The 15,465-nt window shown below is 57.2% G+C and carries 15 protein-coding genes; 11 read left to right on the top strand and 4 right to left on the bottom strand.

Annotation, left to right across the window (positions count from 1 at the left end):
• Window positions 1-160: 160 nt before the first annotated feature.
• From HHJ16_RS01170 to HHJ16_RS01145, 6 genes are all read left to right on the top strand, one after another.
• Complete coding sequence (locus HHJ16_RS01170; protein WP_293639996.1) at window positions 161-589, top strand: SWIB/MDM2 domain-containing protein; 429 nt, start codon at window positions 161-163, stop codon at window positions 587-589.
• Window positions 590-960: 371 nt separating this feature from the next.
• On the top strand, window positions 961-1,971 hold the full coding sequence (locus HHJ16_RS01165; protein WP_293639994.1) for an ABC transporter permease subunit: 1,011 nt from the start codon (window positions 961-963) through the stop codon (window positions 1,969-1,971).
• Window positions 1,968-2,867: an ABC transporter permease subunit gene (locus HHJ16_RS01160; protein WP_293639992.1), complete on the top strand. Its 900-nt coding sequence runs from the start codon at window positions 1,968-1,970 to the stop codon at window positions 2,865-2,867. Before HHJ16_RS01165 ends, HHJ16_RS01160 begins: the two co-directional genes overlap by 4 nt.
• A gap of 14 nt (window positions 2,868-2,881) precedes the next feature.
• Complete coding sequence (locus tag HHJ16_RS01155; protein ID WP_293639990.1) at window positions 2,882-3,901, top strand: ABC transporter ATP-binding protein; 1,020 nt, start codon at window positions 2,882-2,884, stop codon at window positions 3,899-3,901.
• Window positions 3,898-4,917, top strand: a complete 1,020-nt coding sequence (locus HHJ16_RS01150; protein WP_293639988.1) for a peptide ABC transporter ATP-binding protein — start codon at window positions 3,898-3,900, stop codon at window positions 4,915-4,917. Before HHJ16_RS01155 ends, HHJ16_RS01150 begins: the two co-directional genes overlap by 4 nt.
• Window positions 4,918-5,049: 132 nt before the next feature.
• Entirely contained in the window at window positions 5,050-6,684 is a 1,635-nt protein-coding gene (locus HHJ16_RS01145) for an ABC transporter substrate-binding protein (RefSeq protein ID WP_293639986.1), read from the top strand.
• Between the two features lie 176 nt (window positions 6,685-6,860).
• Here the strand turns inward: HHJ16_RS01145 and HHJ16_RS01140 are convergent, their stop codons facing one another.
• The 3 genes from HHJ16_RS01140 to HHJ16_RS01130 form a co-directional block, all read right to left on the bottom strand.
• Window positions 6,861-7,175, bottom strand: coding sequence for a hypothetical protein (locus HHJ16_RS01140; protein WP_293639984.1), 315 nt, complete (start codon window positions 7,173-7,175; stop codon window positions 6,861-6,863).
• Window positions 7,176-7,306: 131 nt separating this feature from the next.
• Window positions 7,307-8,023, bottom strand: a complete 717-nt coding sequence (locus tag HHJ16_RS01135) for a MipA/OmpV family protein (protein ID WP_293639982.1) — start codon at window positions 8,021-8,023, stop codon at window positions 7,307-7,309.
• Window positions 8,024-8,139: 116 nt separating this feature from the next.
• Window positions 8,140-9,378: an MFS transporter gene (locus tag HHJ16_RS01130; protein WP_293639980.1), complete on the bottom strand. Its 1,239-nt coding sequence runs from the start codon at window positions 9,376-9,378 to the stop codon at window positions 8,140-8,142.
• Between the two features lie 376 nt (window positions 9,379-9,754).
• Here HHJ16_RS01130 and HHJ16_RS01125 point away from each other — a divergent pair, with 376 nt between their 5' ends.
• Window positions 9,755-10,435 carry a hypothetical protein gene (locus HHJ16_RS01125; protein WP_293639978.1) on the top strand — a complete coding sequence of 227 codons (681 nt, stop codon included), beginning with the start codon at window positions 9,755-9,757 and terminating at the stop codon, window positions 10,433-10,435.
• Window positions 10,432-11,775: a (Fe-S)-binding protein gene (locus HHJ16_RS01120; protein ID WP_293639976.1), complete on the top strand. Its 1,344-nt coding sequence runs from the start codon at window positions 10,432-10,434 to the stop codon at window positions 11,773-11,775. Before HHJ16_RS01125 ends, HHJ16_RS01120 begins: the two co-directional genes overlap by 4 nt.
• A gap of 134 nt (window positions 11,776-11,909) precedes the next feature.
• Here the strand turns inward: HHJ16_RS01120 and HHJ16_RS01115 are convergent, their stop codons facing one another.
• Entirely contained in the window at window positions 11,910-13,373 is a 1,464-nt protein-coding gene (locus HHJ16_RS01115; RefSeq protein ID WP_293639974.1) for an aldehyde dehydrogenase family protein, read from the bottom strand.
• 150 nt (window positions 13,374-13,523) lie between these two features.
• Between HHJ16_RS01115 and HHJ16_RS01110 the strand changes: the two genes are divergently transcribed.
• The 3 genes from HHJ16_RS01110 (at window position 13,524) to HHJ16_RS01100 (ending at window position 15,417) form a co-directional block, all read left to right on the top strand.
• Window positions 13,524-14,000 carry a CreA family protein gene (locus HHJ16_RS01110; protein ID WP_293640018.1) on the top strand — a complete coding sequence of 159 codons (477 nt, stop codon included), beginning with the start codon at window positions 13,524-13,526 and terminating at the stop codon, window positions 13,998-14,000.
• Window positions 14,001-14,110: 110 nt separating this feature from the next.
• Window positions 14,111-15,100 (top strand): DnaJ C-terminal domain-containing protein, encoded by a 990-nt coding sequence (locus HHJ16_RS01105; protein WP_293639972.1) that lies wholly within the window; start codon window positions 14,111-14,113, stop codon window positions 15,098-15,100.
• Window positions 15,097-15,417 carry a chaperone modulator CbpM gene (locus HHJ16_RS01100; RefSeq protein WP_293639970.1) on the top strand — a complete coding sequence of 107 codons (321 nt, stop codon included), beginning with the start codon at window positions 15,097-15,099 and terminating at the stop codon, window positions 15,415-15,417. Before HHJ16_RS01105 ends, HHJ16_RS01100 begins: the two co-directional genes overlap by 4 nt.
• The last annotated feature ends 48 nt before the right edge of the window (window positions 15,418-15,465 follow it).

The raw sequence follows: 15,465 nt of genomic DNA, 5'->3' as shown, positions 1-15,465 counted from the left end.
AGGTGTTTTTTTGATTTTCATAGGTAAATCTACAACATCAACCTGCAAATAAAGTGCTTTTTAGCTATGAAACAGCCTTTTTCTCCAGTAGCATCCGCAGAGCCACAAGAAAGTAGTTATTCCGGTGGTGATTTGTCAACTTCTAGAAGGAAAATCAATCATGGCAACTGCAAAAAAGGTCCCGGCAAAAAAAGCACCTGCAACAAAGGCTGCTCCGGCAAAAAAAGTAGCTGCGAAAAAAGCAGCTCCAACGAAGACTGTCGCTGCGAAAAAAGCAGCTCCCGCAAAGAAAGTCGCAGCCACAAAGCCAGCGGCGAAAAAAGTAGCTCCGGCGAAAAAGCGTACGCCCAATCCAGCGTTCATGAAAGCGTTGACTTTGAGCCCTGCACTCGCGGCCGTGGTGGGCGACAAGCCTTTGCCACGTACCGAGATCGTCAAAAAGCTATGGGATTACATCAAGTCCAAAGGCCTGCAAGACAAGCTCAATAAACGCATGATCAATGCCGACGAAAAACTGCGCGCCGTGTTCGGCAAGGCGCAGGTGTCGATGTTCGAGATGGCTGGCCTGATCGGTAAGCACGTTAAGTAATCGATTTTTATCGAGACTTAAAAGGCCAGCATTCACTGGCCTTTTTTTTGCCTGCGCGCCGGGCCACTGGGACGCGACTAGACAGGGCGACTAAAGCGTTCGAACCGCCGGGTTATCCGCCAAAAAGGCTCTGATTTATGCGGGTTACTGGGTAGTCGGTTGCAAGCAATACGCTCCGATATTGGCAAATTTGTTGATAAACTCAAAAACTGCCAGCGCTATAGCCGGGCGGGCCAGACTATCAACACAATATATCCATGCTGCCGCTCTCAAAAGCCAAAATGGCGACGATATTTGCGGACTCCGCTGGTCGCCTCAGCGGCGAATTTTCTACCGCGCCGCCCAGCGCCTTTTTTTAGTCTCTTGCAATAATGCTGCGCTTTATTTTTACCCGGCTGAGCCTGATCATTCCCACCTTTTTTGGGATGACGCTACTGGCCTTCTTCTTAATTCGTCTGGTCCCGGGCGACCCCATTGAAACGCTTGCGGGCGAGCGCGGAATAGATCCGGTTCGTCATGCCATGCTGCTCAAAGAGTACGGCCTTGACCAGCCGGTTCTGGTGCAATACGGAATCTACATTGGCCGGGTGCTCAAGGGCGATCTGGGCAAATCCCTGATTACGCAAGAGCCCGTGCTGCACGAATTTCTAGCCCTCTTTCCTGCCACGATTGAATTGGCACTCTGCGCCATCGTCTTTGCACTGTTGATCGGCATCCCGGCGGGCATTCTTGCTGCTGTCAAGCGCAATTCCATCTTGGACCACGGCGTCATGGGGATTTCCCTCACGGGCTACTCCATGCCGATTTTTTGGTGGGGTCTGCTGCTGATCCTGCTGTTTTCCGTGCAGCTCGATTTGACCCCGGTTTCGGGCCGCCTGTCGGTGCAGTATTTTATTGAGCCCACCACCGGATTTTTACTCATCGATTCATTGCTCTCCGATGACAAGGGAGCGTTCTGGTCGGCAGTCTCCCACCTGATTTTGCCGACCATCGTGTTGGGGACCAACCCGCTGGCGGTGATTGCGCGCATGACGCGTTCGGCGATGCTCGAGGTACTCGGCGAAGACTACATCCGCACCGCCCGCGCCAAGGGACTCTCCAACCTGCGTGTGGTGGCCGTGCATGCGCTTCGCAACGCGCTGATTCCAGTAATCACCGTGATTGGTCTGCAGGTGGGTGTCTTGTTCACAGGCGCAATCCTGACCGAAACCATTTTCTCCTGGCCGGGTGTCGGCAAATGGCTGATAGAAGCCATCAGCCGACGGGACTACCCGGTTTTGCAAGGCGGCATTTTGTTGCTAGGCGCGATTGTGATGGCTGTTAATCTTCTGGTTGATATTACCTACGGCATCATTAATCCACGCATCAGGCATCAGCGATGAGCGCAGCATCCTTGACCCCGGTCACTCCGCCAGCGCCGATGCATCCGCTGCGTGAGTTTTGGACTTACTTCAGTGCCAACCGCGGTGCCGTGATGGGCCTGATTATTGTGGCAGTGGTGCTGCTGGTCGCGCTGTTTGCGCCTCTATTGGCGCCTCACGCTCCCAATATTACGAACACTACCGTCTTTCTCAAACCCCCGGCTTGGCAGTCGGGCGGCTCGAGCGCCTACCTTTTGGGCACTGACGCTATTGGTCGCGACATCCTGTCGCGCCTGATGTACGGAGCACGCCTTTCACTAGTGATCGGTCTGGCGGTAGTTTCCGTGTCGGTAATCGTTGGTACGGTGCTCGGCCTCATGGCTGGATTTTTCCGTGGCATTTTTGAAATAGCCATCATGCGAATGATGGACATTATTCTGACGCTGCCCAGCCTGCTGTTGGCCATCGTGATTGTGGCCATTCTGGGCCCCGGCCTGATGAATGCGATGCTGGCCGTTTCCATCGTCGTGCTGCCGCATTACGTCAGAATTACCCGGGCAGCGGTGATTACAGAAACCTCTCGCGATTACGTGACGGCAGCGCGCATGAACGGTGCGAGCCGCTTCCGGCTGATGTTTAGCGAAATTCTGCCCAATTGCACGGCGCCGCTGATAGTGCAGGCGTCGCTCGGGGTGTCCACAGCCATTTTGGACGCGGCCGCGCTGGGCTTTCTCGGTCTCGGCGCCCAACCGCCGTCCCCCGAGTGGGGCACCATGCTCGCCGACGCCCGTGAATTTGTCCTCCGCGCCTGGTGGGTTGTCACCTTTCCCGGCCTCGCAATATTGATTACTGTGCTGGCCTTCAACTTGCTGGGCGACGGTCTGCGTGATGCGTTCGATCCGAAGCTGAAGCGCTGAAAGAATTACGTGCCATGGCCTTGCTTGAAATAGAAAACCTGTCGGTCGATTTTCCTGCGCAAAACGGTGTCATGCACGCCGTTGACGGCGTCAACTTGTCACTCGAAGAAGGTGAAGTACTGGGTATCGTTGGCGAATCCGGTTCCGGTAAAAGCGTCGCGATGATGGCCTTGATGGGCTTGGTAGCGTATCCCGGCAGTGTCCGGGCCGACACATTGCGCTTTGCCGGCCACGACCTGCTGACGCTGTCGACCAGAGAGCGCAGCAAGCTCACCGGCAAAGATGTGGCTATGATTTTTCAAGATCCCACGACCAGTTTGAACCCCTGCTTCACCATCGGCTTTCAGCTGACGGAGCCTCTGCGCCTTCATCTGGGTCTGGACCGCAAGTCTGCCACGCGCAGGGCCATCGAGCTCCTTGAGCAAGTCGGTATCCCCGCCCCCGAAAGTCGGCTGAAAGCCTACCCCCATCAGTTGTCGGGCGGCATGAATCAGCGCGTCATGATTGCCATGGCAATTTCCTGCAACCCGCGGCTGCTAATTGCCGACGAACCCACCACGGCCCTGGACGTGACCATTCAGGCCCAAATCCTGGACCTGCTCCGCAGCTTGCAAAAAGAACGGGGCATGGCGTTGGTGCTGATCACTCACAACATGGGCGTGGTGTCCGAAATGGCGCAGCGCGTAGCCGTGATGTACGCCGGCCAAATTATGGAAGAGCAAAGCGCGCACGCCCTCTTCAACGCACCACAGCACCCCTACACTGAAGCGCTGCTGGCCGCCCTGCCGGAGCGCAGCGATGGTAGCGCGCGACTGGCGACCATTCCCGGCATGGTGCCGGGGCTCCATGACCGGCCGACCGGTTGCCTGTTCTCGCCGCGTTGCCGCTATGCCACCGACTATTCGCGTCATGAGCGCCCGCTGCTGCGCGCCTGGAAGGACGGCATGGTGCGCTGCCACTATCCGCTGGGAGACCCCACCCGTGAGGCCTCCATCCTGCGGGATACGGCGGTGATCGCGGCGACAAACCCATGAGCACGTCTCAAAACGCGTCCGCGGGAAAAGCTCCCTTGGTGGTTGAAGCCAGGGATCTCAAACGTGTCTACGAAGTTCGGCGCGGCTTCATGCGCGCCCCCGATCATCTCCAGGCGGTCGGCGGTGTGTCATTCACCGTTCAGGCGGGCAGGACGCTCGCTGTGGTGGGCGAATCGGGCTGTGGAAAATCAACATTGGCGCGGATGATCTCACTGATTGAAACGCCCACCGAAGGTCAATTGCTTATCCAGGGTATTGATACCGCCCACGCGTCTCGGGAAGAACGCCTGGGGCTTCGCAAAGCGGTGCAGTTGGTGTTTCAGAACCCCTATGGTTCACTGAATCCACGCAAGAAGATCGGCGCCATTCTTGAGGCACCGCTGGAAATCAACACTTCACTGTCTGCTGGCGAGCGCGCCAGCCGCGCGCGCGACATGCTAGCCCGGGTGGGCTTGCGGCCAGAGCACTATGACCGTTACCCGCACATGTTTTCGGGTGGACAACGCCAGCGTATCGCAATAGCGCGTGCGCTAATGCTCAACCCCGCGCTGGTGGTAGCCGACGAACCGGTGTCGGCGCTGGATGTGTCGATTCAGGCTCAAGTACTCAACTTGCTGGCCGACTTGCAGCAGTCGATGGGGCTGGCTTACCTATTCATCTCGCACGACCTCGGCGTGGTGCGCCACATTGCCCATGACGTGCTGGTCATGTACCTCGGCCACGCCGTGGAACAAGGTAAAAAGAATAGCTTGTTTGCACAGCCCCTGCATCCCTACACCCAGGCCTTGCTTGCGTCCACGCCGGGCATAGCCGGAAACGACGCTTCAGGCACGATCAAACAGCGCATTGTGCTCAAAGGCGAGTTGCCCTCTCCGCTGAATCCACCCAGTGGCTGCGTGTTTTCAACCCGCTGCCCGCATGTTACCGAGCGCTGCCGCGCCGAAAGGCCCCTTCTTCGTGAAGTTGCAAACCGGCAGGTCGCGTGTCACTATGCAGAGAAATTCCTTCCTGCTTGACCTGAAACCATGCTTATCCGCATTTTTTGGGCCAGGCTTTTCAACGACCAGCGTGCGTGCATCACAAATCCCACGCTAACTGGCCGTCAGCCCGCTGCATTGCAGCATCAACGCCCAAAGGGAGTCCGTCAGATGATCCAGATTAAATCAAGTGCGCGCCAATTGCGTCCGGTCTATCGCGCATTGCTGTGCGCGGTCGCGCTGCCAACGCTGCTCGCGCTCTCGCCGGTCTCCGCAAAGACGCTGGTGTTCTGCTCTGAGGGCAGCCCCGAGAATTTCTACCCGGGCATCAACACTACTGGTACGTCGTTCGATGCAGATGAGCCCATTTACAACCGCATTGTGGAATTTGAGCGTGGCGGCACCAAAGTCATTCCCGGCCTTGCCGAAAAGTGGGATATTTCAGCAGATGGTAAGGAGTACACGTTTCACCTGCGTAGAGGGGTGAAATGGCACAGTCAGCGTGCGTTTAAACCGACCCGAGACTTCAATGCCGATGACGTGGTGTTCATGTTTGAGCGTCAGTGGAAAGAAGATAACCCCTACTTCAAGGTGACAAGCTCCAACCACTCCTATTTCAGTGACATGGGCATGCCGAAACTGCTGAAGTCAGTGCAAAAAGTAGACGACTACACCGTTCAAATTATTTTGGATAAGCCGGAAGCACCGTTTCTTGCCAATCTGGCTATGCCCTACGCTGCGGTTCAATCTAAAGAATATGCCGACGCCATGCTCAAGGCGGGAACACCCGAGAAGATTGACCAAGACCCTATCGGTACCGGACCCTTCTACCTGGTGCAGTACCAAAAAGATGCCGTTATTCGCTACAAGGCATTTCCCCAGTACTGGGGAGGCAAAGCCAAAATTGACGACCTGGTGTATTCCATCACGCCTGACGCCTCTGTGCGCTGGGCCAAACTCCAAAAGGGCGAGTGCCATGTCATGCCCTACCCTAACCCGGCAGACCTTCAGGCCATTCGCAAGGACCCCAACATCAAGGTGCTCGAACAACCCGGGCTGAACGTCGGCTACCTGGCCTACAACACGACCAAAAAGCCGTTTGACGACGTACGCGTTCGCAAGGCTATCAATATGTCCATCAACAAGAAGGCCATTATTGACGGTGTGTACCTTGGCACCGGCGTTGCTGCCAAGAACCCCATCCCCCCCTCCATGTGGTCTTACAACGATGCCGTCAAAGACGACGTCTACGACCCTGTAGCCGCCAAGAAACTGCTGGCACAAGCGGGCTATCCGAACGGATTCACCACCGATTTGTGGGCCATGCCGGTACAACGGCCCTACAACCCGAATGCCAAGCGCATTGCAGAGTTGATGCAGGCCGACTTGGTGAAAGTTGGCGTCAAGGCCGAGATCAAGAGCTTTGAATGGGGCGAGTATCGCAAGCGCTTGGAGGCAGGTGAGCACCAGATGGGCATGCTGGGCTGGACCGGCGACAACGGCGACCCAGACAACTTCCTGTACACCCTGCTCGGTTGCGCGTCTGCAAAGTCCGCCAGTGGCGGCAACATCGCCAAGTTTTGCTACCAGCCCTATGAGGACTTGGTGTTAAAAGCCAAAACCGTGACCAGCCAAGCGGAGCGCACCAAGCTGTATCAACAAGCGCAAGTCATCTTCAAGGAACAGGCGCCTTGGTTCACAATTGCCCACGCCGTGCAGATCAAACCTATGCGCAAAAGTGTGATCGATTTTAAAAACAGTCCTTTTGGCCGCCACAACTTCTACGGCGTGGACATCAAGGAATAAGCCTTCAAAGGGTTGACGAAAAAAGGTCGGTTCATCCCGGCCTTTTTTATTTATTAACAAAATAATCTCGCAGCCCGGGCAGTTGTTTAATCACGCCGACGCTGTGCCGCCCGACAGACTGCACAACAGCACTGAAACCGTAGTCGACAAAAAAACACGGGCCCGGCAGAAGTTGGCTATTCCGGCGTGTCCGGATTGCCGTCCACGCCTCCGTCAGCGAGAGCCTGCCTGGCCAGTTCTTCATCACTCAACGGTGGGGCGCCATCGAGCGCTGCAAGTTCCTCGAGCAACTCGGCTGCTGGAGGCTCATGTCCCAGCAAAACTTCCTCAATGCGTTGGGTGAAGGTTTCGGGACCGATGGCGCCGACTCCGCTGGTTGCGGGTGGAAACTTATCACGAAGTCCCGCCTTCATGGTTTCGGATTTTTCTTCAATCCAGCGGACAAACTCGCCCTCTTCTGGTTTGGCTGCGGGTGCGTTGGATGGGGTCATGTGGAACTCCATGTGTTGAAGGATTGGGCAATCTACAGTCTCCAACTGTTAATTTACGCTTCAACCCAGGCCTTTGCAACACCTTGTATTCAGTGCTTAACTCTGCGCCCTCCTGAGCAACCCCTGGGGGATTAATTGAACCGGTACGCAAGTGCCATAAATCCGGAGTCTTGAGTCTTCTTATTCACTAGCGGGCTGTTCTGTACAGTCGAATCGAGCCACTTGCGGCGGAGTTGTAAGTTGATCATCCATGGCCCGCCCAATGGCACATCCAGCGCCAAGCCAAGCACCGGCGTTGTTGACGCAGTGGCGCTATACGCTGCATAGCCGCTCGTCACCGACTCTGCAGGTGACACGCCATAGAAATAGTTGGTGTACTTCACGTTGCGGTATTCGAGGCCAAACTGGGGATAGAAAGACCAGTTACCCAGACGGAATTGAGCCGCATAAGTAGCCTCCAACAAGGTGCCATGCGATTTGTTGGCATCTACAAATGCATTTAGAAAAAAAGCGCCATAAGGCGTTTCCTGGAAGGTCCCGATGCCCAGCGGAATCGATGTTTTACGGTCTGTCAGCCCCGCTAGCACCGGCGTGTTGGCACGCCAGCCGTCCTGGCTCAGCCTGCCCGCCAGCTCAAGATAGCCGTAGCCCAAAGCGACTGTTTTGACACCCAAGGTATCCACGCGGGCGAACATCCGACCGTAGTCGATAAAACCGTAAGGCAAAACGGACGTGTCCGTGCTTTTGCCGCGCACTACGCTTTGTGTCAGGTAGACAGCACCGCCCGCATCGCCCACCAGTTTGTCCGTCAGGGGTGCGACCTGCGAGTGCGTGAGGAACGAACTCAAAAAAAGGGCTGTGCCTAACGAACCGGCAACGGAGAAACCAATAAAACTGGAGCCTGAAGAATTCATTACTGCCTAAAAAATGTCGATGGGCCGCAGTATAAAACCGCACCTCCGAGTCATGCGGCAACCACCGCTACGCGCCGCACCCTTCGTACATTGAAGGCACTGACAATCAGCACCGCCTGCACCAACGCCAAGCCCAGCAGAACACCGCGGTACTGCCCATGGTCCATCATGATGCCAAAGATCAGCGGTGACACTGCCTGTCCGATGTCCAGGCCCGCATACACCACACCATAAACGCGGCCTGTTGCGTTTTCAGGGGTTGAACGCTTCACCAGCAAATCGCGCGAAGGCGCTGCAATCCCCGACACAAAACCCATGACGCCAAACAACACAGGCACCATCCATGCTTCCAGGCGGCCCAAAGCCAGCAGTAGCGCCACGGTTGCTGCCGCACCCATGCCAGTGCCGACAATGCGCTCGCATCGCATTGGGTCGGCGGCCAGAAACCCGCCCAGCACCATGCCCCCCGCGCTGCAGACCATGTAAATCGTCAGGCACATCGCCACCAGCGGTAATGGGACCGCATGCAATTGGCGGGCTGACTCCGGTGCAAAAGCCTGCACCACGCTGAGCGCCATGGCGTACCAAAAAAAGAACGCAAAACACACCCACACCGCAGGGATTTTAAGAAAACCCAAGCCGCCATCGACCGACGGCGCGCCCTTGTCAGGTGACGCAAGCTTCAGCGCCAGCTTCTCGCGATTCACCAGCAATATGGCAAGTACCGCGAACACCAGCACAGCTGCGCTGGCAAGCGCCACTCGCCAAGAATAGGCCAGCGTTAGCGTCACTACAAGCGCCGGTGCCAACGCCCAGCCCAAGCTGCCCGTAATGCCGTGCACGCTGTAAGCGTGCCCCAATCGCGACGGACTGATTTTTCGATTGAGCAAGGTGTAGTCCACGGGGTGAAACACACCATTACCCACCCCACCCACCACCGCAAACCCGGCCATCATCCAGTAACTGGTACTGAGCGAGTAGCCAAAGGCCGCAATGCCGAGCAGGGCAAGACCGCCAAAGAGAAGGGGACGCGGACCGAACCGGTCTACAACAAAGCCCGCCATGGCTTGCACCGCGCACGAGACAACAAAAAATATCGTCATCAAAAATCCCAGTTCCGCGTAACTGACGTTAAACGCGTCCTTGAGCCAGGGAAACAGCGGTGCGAGCAACAATTGACTGAAGTGACTGATGAGGTGCGCCAATCCGACCAACCCGATGACCCGGGCGTCGTGGCGCAGGGTACCGGCAGCCGGGGCGCGCGCATTCAGAGAGCTTGAAGTTGTCATGCCGTGATCTTAATATCGGCCCCGTCGTCTTGATGAAAGCGCAACGCCCTGCGAGATCGAATTTCACACAAAAATGCGTCGATTGGCGGCTGCGGTAGAACTGCGATGCGGGCCATCCAAGCGCAGCTTCGAAGGCGGCCAAAACCGTAGCTATGGAAGAGCCACGCACTCATGGCGATGCCAACCAATGCTGGATTTATTTGCCTTCCGTGCTTGCTGAAATTGCATTTCAAGCTATTTTTTTTGATAGCAAATTAAGTCTCGAACTTATTTTTGTGCAGCAATTGGACCGGTAAATTTGACGTGCATCAATTCTTTGCCGGGAGCATGATGCTAGCCTCAACCAATGCGATAGCCAAAGGAAAGGCAGTACCAGATGGATATGCTCGATTGGGCACGCGGCCCCCTGCTCACGGTTGCGATCCTTGTATTTGTGTTGGGGGTGGCATGGCGATTTTTTATTTTATGGCGTCTGCCACACGCATCGGTCGCAAGCGCACCGGCGCGCCAGGCGTTTGGAACCGTCGATGCGCTCAAAGCCAGTCTGTCGAAAATGGTTCCCCACCGTGGATTTCACCCCAGCGCCACGCTGATAACGGTTAACCCTTACGTTTTTCATATCGGCCTGGCATTGATTTTCTTTGCCTATGCGCCCCACATTGCATTCATTCGCCGACTGACCGGCCTAAGCTGGCCCGCCTTGCCCGACATGGTGATGTATGTCGCTGCGGCCGCCACCATCGTGTCGCTGATCATGGCTCTGGTATTTCGGCTCACAGACCCGGTGCTCAAAAAAATCTCCAGACTCGACGATATGGTGACCTGGGCGGTCACCATGCTGCCGGTGGTGACTGGGATGGCCGTGGTGGGCGAACAATCGACTGCGTTGCTCGCCTACGCTAGCCCCCTCTACCGAGGCCCCCTGGCGCTGCATCTGCTAAGTCTGGAGCTGCTGCTGGTGTGGTTTCCGTTCGGTAAATTGATGCACGCTTTTCTGGTGTTTCCCAACCGAATGCGGCTTGCCAGATTTCTTGGACGCCGGGGAGTACGCACATGATTGACCAAGCTGTTTTCAAGCAATTCCAGGAGGCGATCCGCCACTTGGGTGAGATGGCGCGGCCCGAGAAACTGACGGATGCGGAGCGGCTGTCGCGGGCCAAGGCCGTGATGCGTCTGAAGACCGACCGAGCCCTTGCCATGGATTTGGAGGCCTGCGTGAATTGTGGCTACTGCTCCGAAGCCTGCCACTTCTATCAGGGCACCCAGGACCCCCAATACACGCCAACGCGAAAGCTTGATTTACTACGGCGCGTGCATCTACGCGAAAGCTCGGCGTTTGCGCCTATCCACCGCCTTTTCACACGCGACATCACCGTGGACGACTTGCAGGAATGGCAAGCGTTGGTCTACGACACCTGCACCGAGTGCGGCCGCTGCAGCATGGTGTGTCCGATGGGTATCAATATTGCGCGCGGGGTAAACGTTATGCGGGAAGCCCTCTCGGAAGCTGGCCTGGCTCCGCTGGAGTTGATGGCGGTGGCGCAAGAGCAGGCCGGGCGTGGCACGGTGTTTGGTGTAGGGCCCGCTGAACTGGAAAAGACCGTCCAAGCACTTCGGGCGCAAGGTATCACCATTCCACTGGACGAACCGAAGGCCGATGTGATGTTGGTGACCACGGTGATCGACGTCTTGTTGTTTCAGGATGCATTGGCCGCCACAGGGCGTATCCTCAATCATCTGGGCCTGTCGTGGACCCTGCGCAGTGCCGGTTTCGAGGCGGCCAACTTTGGTCTACTCTCAGGCAACGAGTCGCTGCAAAAAGCCGCCAGCAAACGCCTGATCGACGAGGCGCTCGCGATTGGCGCTCGCACGGTCATCCTTCCCGAATGCGGACACGCTTACCCGGCGCTGCGCTGGGAGGGCCGACTCGACAACGGCGATCCCCTGCCTTTCGAAGTCCTGGCGGTGTCCGAGTTTGTAGGCCGGGAAATTCAGTGCGGAAGGCTTCAGATCAAGCCGGGCAAGGCCGGCCAGAAGTTCACGTACCACGATGCCTGCAAGCTGGCCCGCCACGGCGGTGTGATTGACGAGCCCCGGGTGGCCATCCGCGCGCTGGGCGTTGATTTTCGGGAGACCGCACCGACCGCGGAACTCAACTGGTGCTGCGGCGGCGGTGCCGGGACCTTCCTGATCAACCGGGCGGAACCGCTTCGACACGCAGCCTGGGAGATCAAGCGTGAACAGATCGAAGCCACGGGGGCAGACACCGTGGTGGTGTCCTGCGCGAGTTGCCGCCTGAATTTTATGGAAGCTGCGGAGATTGACCAGTGGCCTACCCGCATTGCCAGCCTGGTCGAACTGGTGGCCGAACAATTACCCAGCAACCCGACGCATTAACACCAGTGTTCATTCAGAAGGCCTCGAATCGAATAGTGACGTCTCTACGAGGCTATAAAAATAGTAGCAACTGAATTGATTGCATTCGCGGGACAAGGTCACCCCGATACCAAGCTACTGAACTACTGCGTTACTTAAATCAGGCGCTTGAGAATCCCCATGATCTGGTCAAAGCGTTTGCCGTAAGGCGGATAGAACAAATCGCCCCGCGCCCAGCTTGACTGCACCAGCACCGGCTTTTGCAGCGTCAGGCGCAGAAAACCGGTTTCGCCATGGTAGGCGCCCCAGCCACTCTCGCCCACGCCACCAAAAGGCAGGTTTTCGTGCGCAATGTGCATCAGCGTATCGTTGACGGTGACCCCGCCGCTCACGGTGCGCGCCAGCACCTGATTGCGCGAAACCTCGTCTGTCCCGAACCAATACAGCGCCAGGGGCCGTGGCCGCGTGTTGATGTATTCAATCGCCTCGTCCAGTGTGTCGTACAGCACCACCGGCAAGATCGGACCAAAAATTTCTTCCTGTAACAACCGAGAGTGGCTGGCGGCACCAAATACTAAAACCGGTGCCATTTGCCGCGACGCGCGATCGCGCGATTTGGCAGACGCCACGCCATCACCCTCTGGGTTGACGACCTGCAGACGGGCGCCCTCACCCTCCGCCTGCTCCAGTAACGTTTGCAGCCGTTCGTAGTGGTGCGGACTAATAATGGCGGCGTAGTCGGGGTTGCCGGAAATGGTGGGAAACAGCTGGGCAACTGCACGCGCAAAGGCGTCAGCAAACGCTGCCTCACGGCCGCGGGGCAGCAGCACATAGTCCGGAGCGATGCAGGTCTGCCCGGCATTGAGCAGCTTGCCATGAGCGATTTTGAGGGCCGCTTCGCGCAGTTCGCACGAAGGGTCGATGAGGCAGGGCGATTTCCCGCCGAGCTCCAGTGTGGTGGGCGTCAGGTTGGCCGCAGCAGCCGCCGCCACCTTGCGGCCAACCGCCGTGGAGCCAGTGAAAAATAAATGATCAAAGGGCAGGCTGGCGAATTCAGCTGCAAATTCAGCCGGATTTTCACCCTCCCCCTGCACGACGCACAGTTCGTCTTGTGCAAAGGCTCTGCCGATCAACTCACCTAACAACGTAGAGGTCTGCGGCGTCAGTTCGCTAGGCTTGAGCATGACACGGTTGCCAGCGGCCAAGGCCGTGATGGCCGGGCCGAGGGACAACTGGATCGGGTAGTTCCAAGGCGACACCACCCCCACCACGCCCAAGGGCTGGCGCGCCAGATAAGCACGCGAGGGTTGCAAATAAATTGGCGTGTGCACCCGCACCGGCTTGATCCATTTAGGCAAGGCCTTCAGCGTGCTTGAGAGCATCGTTCGCAGCACGAACAGGTCGGCGATTTCAGTTAGTTGCGGAGACCGGACACCGAAATCGGCCTGTACCGCCTGCGCAAGCGCGCTCCCATGCGTTTGCAACAAGGCCCGAATTCGCAGCAGCCGATCGCGTCGCAACGCCAGTGGCACCTCAACTTGCACCCGGCTGGCTCGGTGCTGGTCGTCAAAAAGGGCGCGAAGACTGATGGCACAAATAGGAGCGTGGGAAAGAGTCATCGGGCGATGATAGAGGGCCACAAGTTTGTACATTAGGGACTTGACTCCAGTGAATCGGCAAACCTGTCGACTCACTGTGAAAGCACTTCACCGATTTCACCCATTTCACGCTAGGGACTCACCATGAAAACCTTCACCCCACGACGATTCATGACCAAGCGATACGGCCTCAGCCTGGCCGTTCTGCTCGGCGTCTGTAACGGCGCTTACAGCGAGCAAATCGGCGCAGTAGACACCGTCTTTAAGCTCCTGGGGCCGGACCACAAAATCGTGGTGGATGCCTACGACGACCCTCAGGTGAACGGCGTGACGTGCTACGTATCGCGGGCCAAGACGGGCGGTATCAAAGGAGCTCTGGGTCTGGCTGAGGACAAGGCTGAAGCGTCCATTGCCTGCCGACAGACCGGACCCATCAGCTTTGGCACCAAGCCGCTGGTTCACCAGGAGGAGATGTTCAGCGAGCGCATTTCCCTCGTCTTCAAAAGGCTGCGGGTGGTGCGTTTGGTAGATAGCAAACGCAATACGCTTGTTTACCTGACCTACTCCGACCGCTTCATCGAAGGCTCCCCTCAAAACAGCGTTACCGCCGTGCCGGTCCCTGCGGGAACCGTGATTCCAGTTAAGTGATTGCGTTTTGAATAGTTGCAAAATTGAAATTGCTGGCCAGGGCATTCCAACTATTCCGGAATTTCCGTTATCGTAGGGAATAACGAGCACTCCTTCTCTAAAGGTCTTTCATGGAATTCAAGGATTACTACAAAGTAATGGGCTTGGCGCGCGACGCGACGCAAGACGACATCAAGCGTGCGCACCGCAAGCTGGCTCGCAAATATCACCCCGACGTGAGTAAAGAAAAGAACGCGGAAGTCCAGTTCAAGGCCGTAGGGGAAGCCTATGAGGTGTTAAAAGACCCGGACAAGCGCGCCGCTTACGACCAGCTGGGAGCTAACTGGAAAGCCGGACAGGACTTCCGCCCTCCCCCTGAGTGGAATGCAGGCGCGGAATATGCCGGCAGCGGTTTCGAACGCGGGTTCGGCGGTGGCAACCCCGGCGATCACAGCGACTTCTTCGAAACACTGTTTCGTCAGGGTTTTGCCAGTGCAGGAAAAAGAAATGACGGCAACAGCAGCGGCCGCCGTGCAACATTCAGTGCCCAGGGTGAAGACCACCACGCGAAAATAGAGATCGATCTGGAAGACTCCTACAGTGGTCCCACACGGACCCTCAGCCTGCGCGTGCCCGAGATGGATGACCAAGGACATGTCATTGCGCGCGAGCACCAGATTACTTTCACAATTCCTAAAGGTATACGAGCCGGCCAACACATCCGCTTGGCGGGACAGGGCGCACCGGGTATGGGCGAAGGCAGCCCTGGCGATCTCTATCTGGACGTGGAAATCCGGCCTCACCCGCGTTACCGAGTGGACAAACACGATGTTTATCTGGACTTGCCGATTGCACCATGGGAAGCCGCGCTGGGCGCCGAGGTCGAAGCGCCCACTCCGACGGGACACGTCGAAGTCAAGATACCGCCGGGGTCGGCTGCCGGACGCAAGCTGCGGCTTAAAGGTCGGGGGCTCCCTGGCGCTACACCCGGTGATTTTTACTTCGTGATTCAGGTGTTAGTGCCCCCTGCCGACACCGACTCCGGCAAGTCGTTTTACCAAGGCATGGCCCAACAGTTCAATTCCTTTCACCCACGCGCGAAACTGGGAGACAAGCCATGACGCCCAACTTCAAGCTGACAGAAATCACCAGCTTCATTCTTGAGGAACAAACCGAGCTGACACTTGCCGAAATCTGCCGTGCTTGTGCGGCGCAGGCCGACATGATCATTGATCTTGTGAACGAAGGCGTGCTAACGCCAGAAGGGAGTACGCCCGATCACTGGCAATTTACCGGTGTGCACCTGTACCGCGCCAAAGTCGCCCTGCGACTGCAAAACGATCTGGGCGTCAACCTGGCTGGCGCGGCACTGGCGCTGGAGCTGTTGGACGAACTCGACAGCCTGCGCGCACACCTGCATATGCTCGAAGGAACATGAACAAACCCGCTACCTGCAACAAGGTAGCGGGCTAAATTTCTCGGTACC

Origin of the sequence: Polaromonas sp. (assembly GCF_012927485.1) — a bacterium.
Taxonomy (GTDB): domain Bacteria; phylum Pseudomonadota; class Gammaproteobacteria; order Burkholderiales; family Burkholderiaceae_C; genus Polaromonas.
Note: the sequence above shows the minus strand (reverse complement) of the source record. Positions and strands in the feature narration are given on the sequence as shown.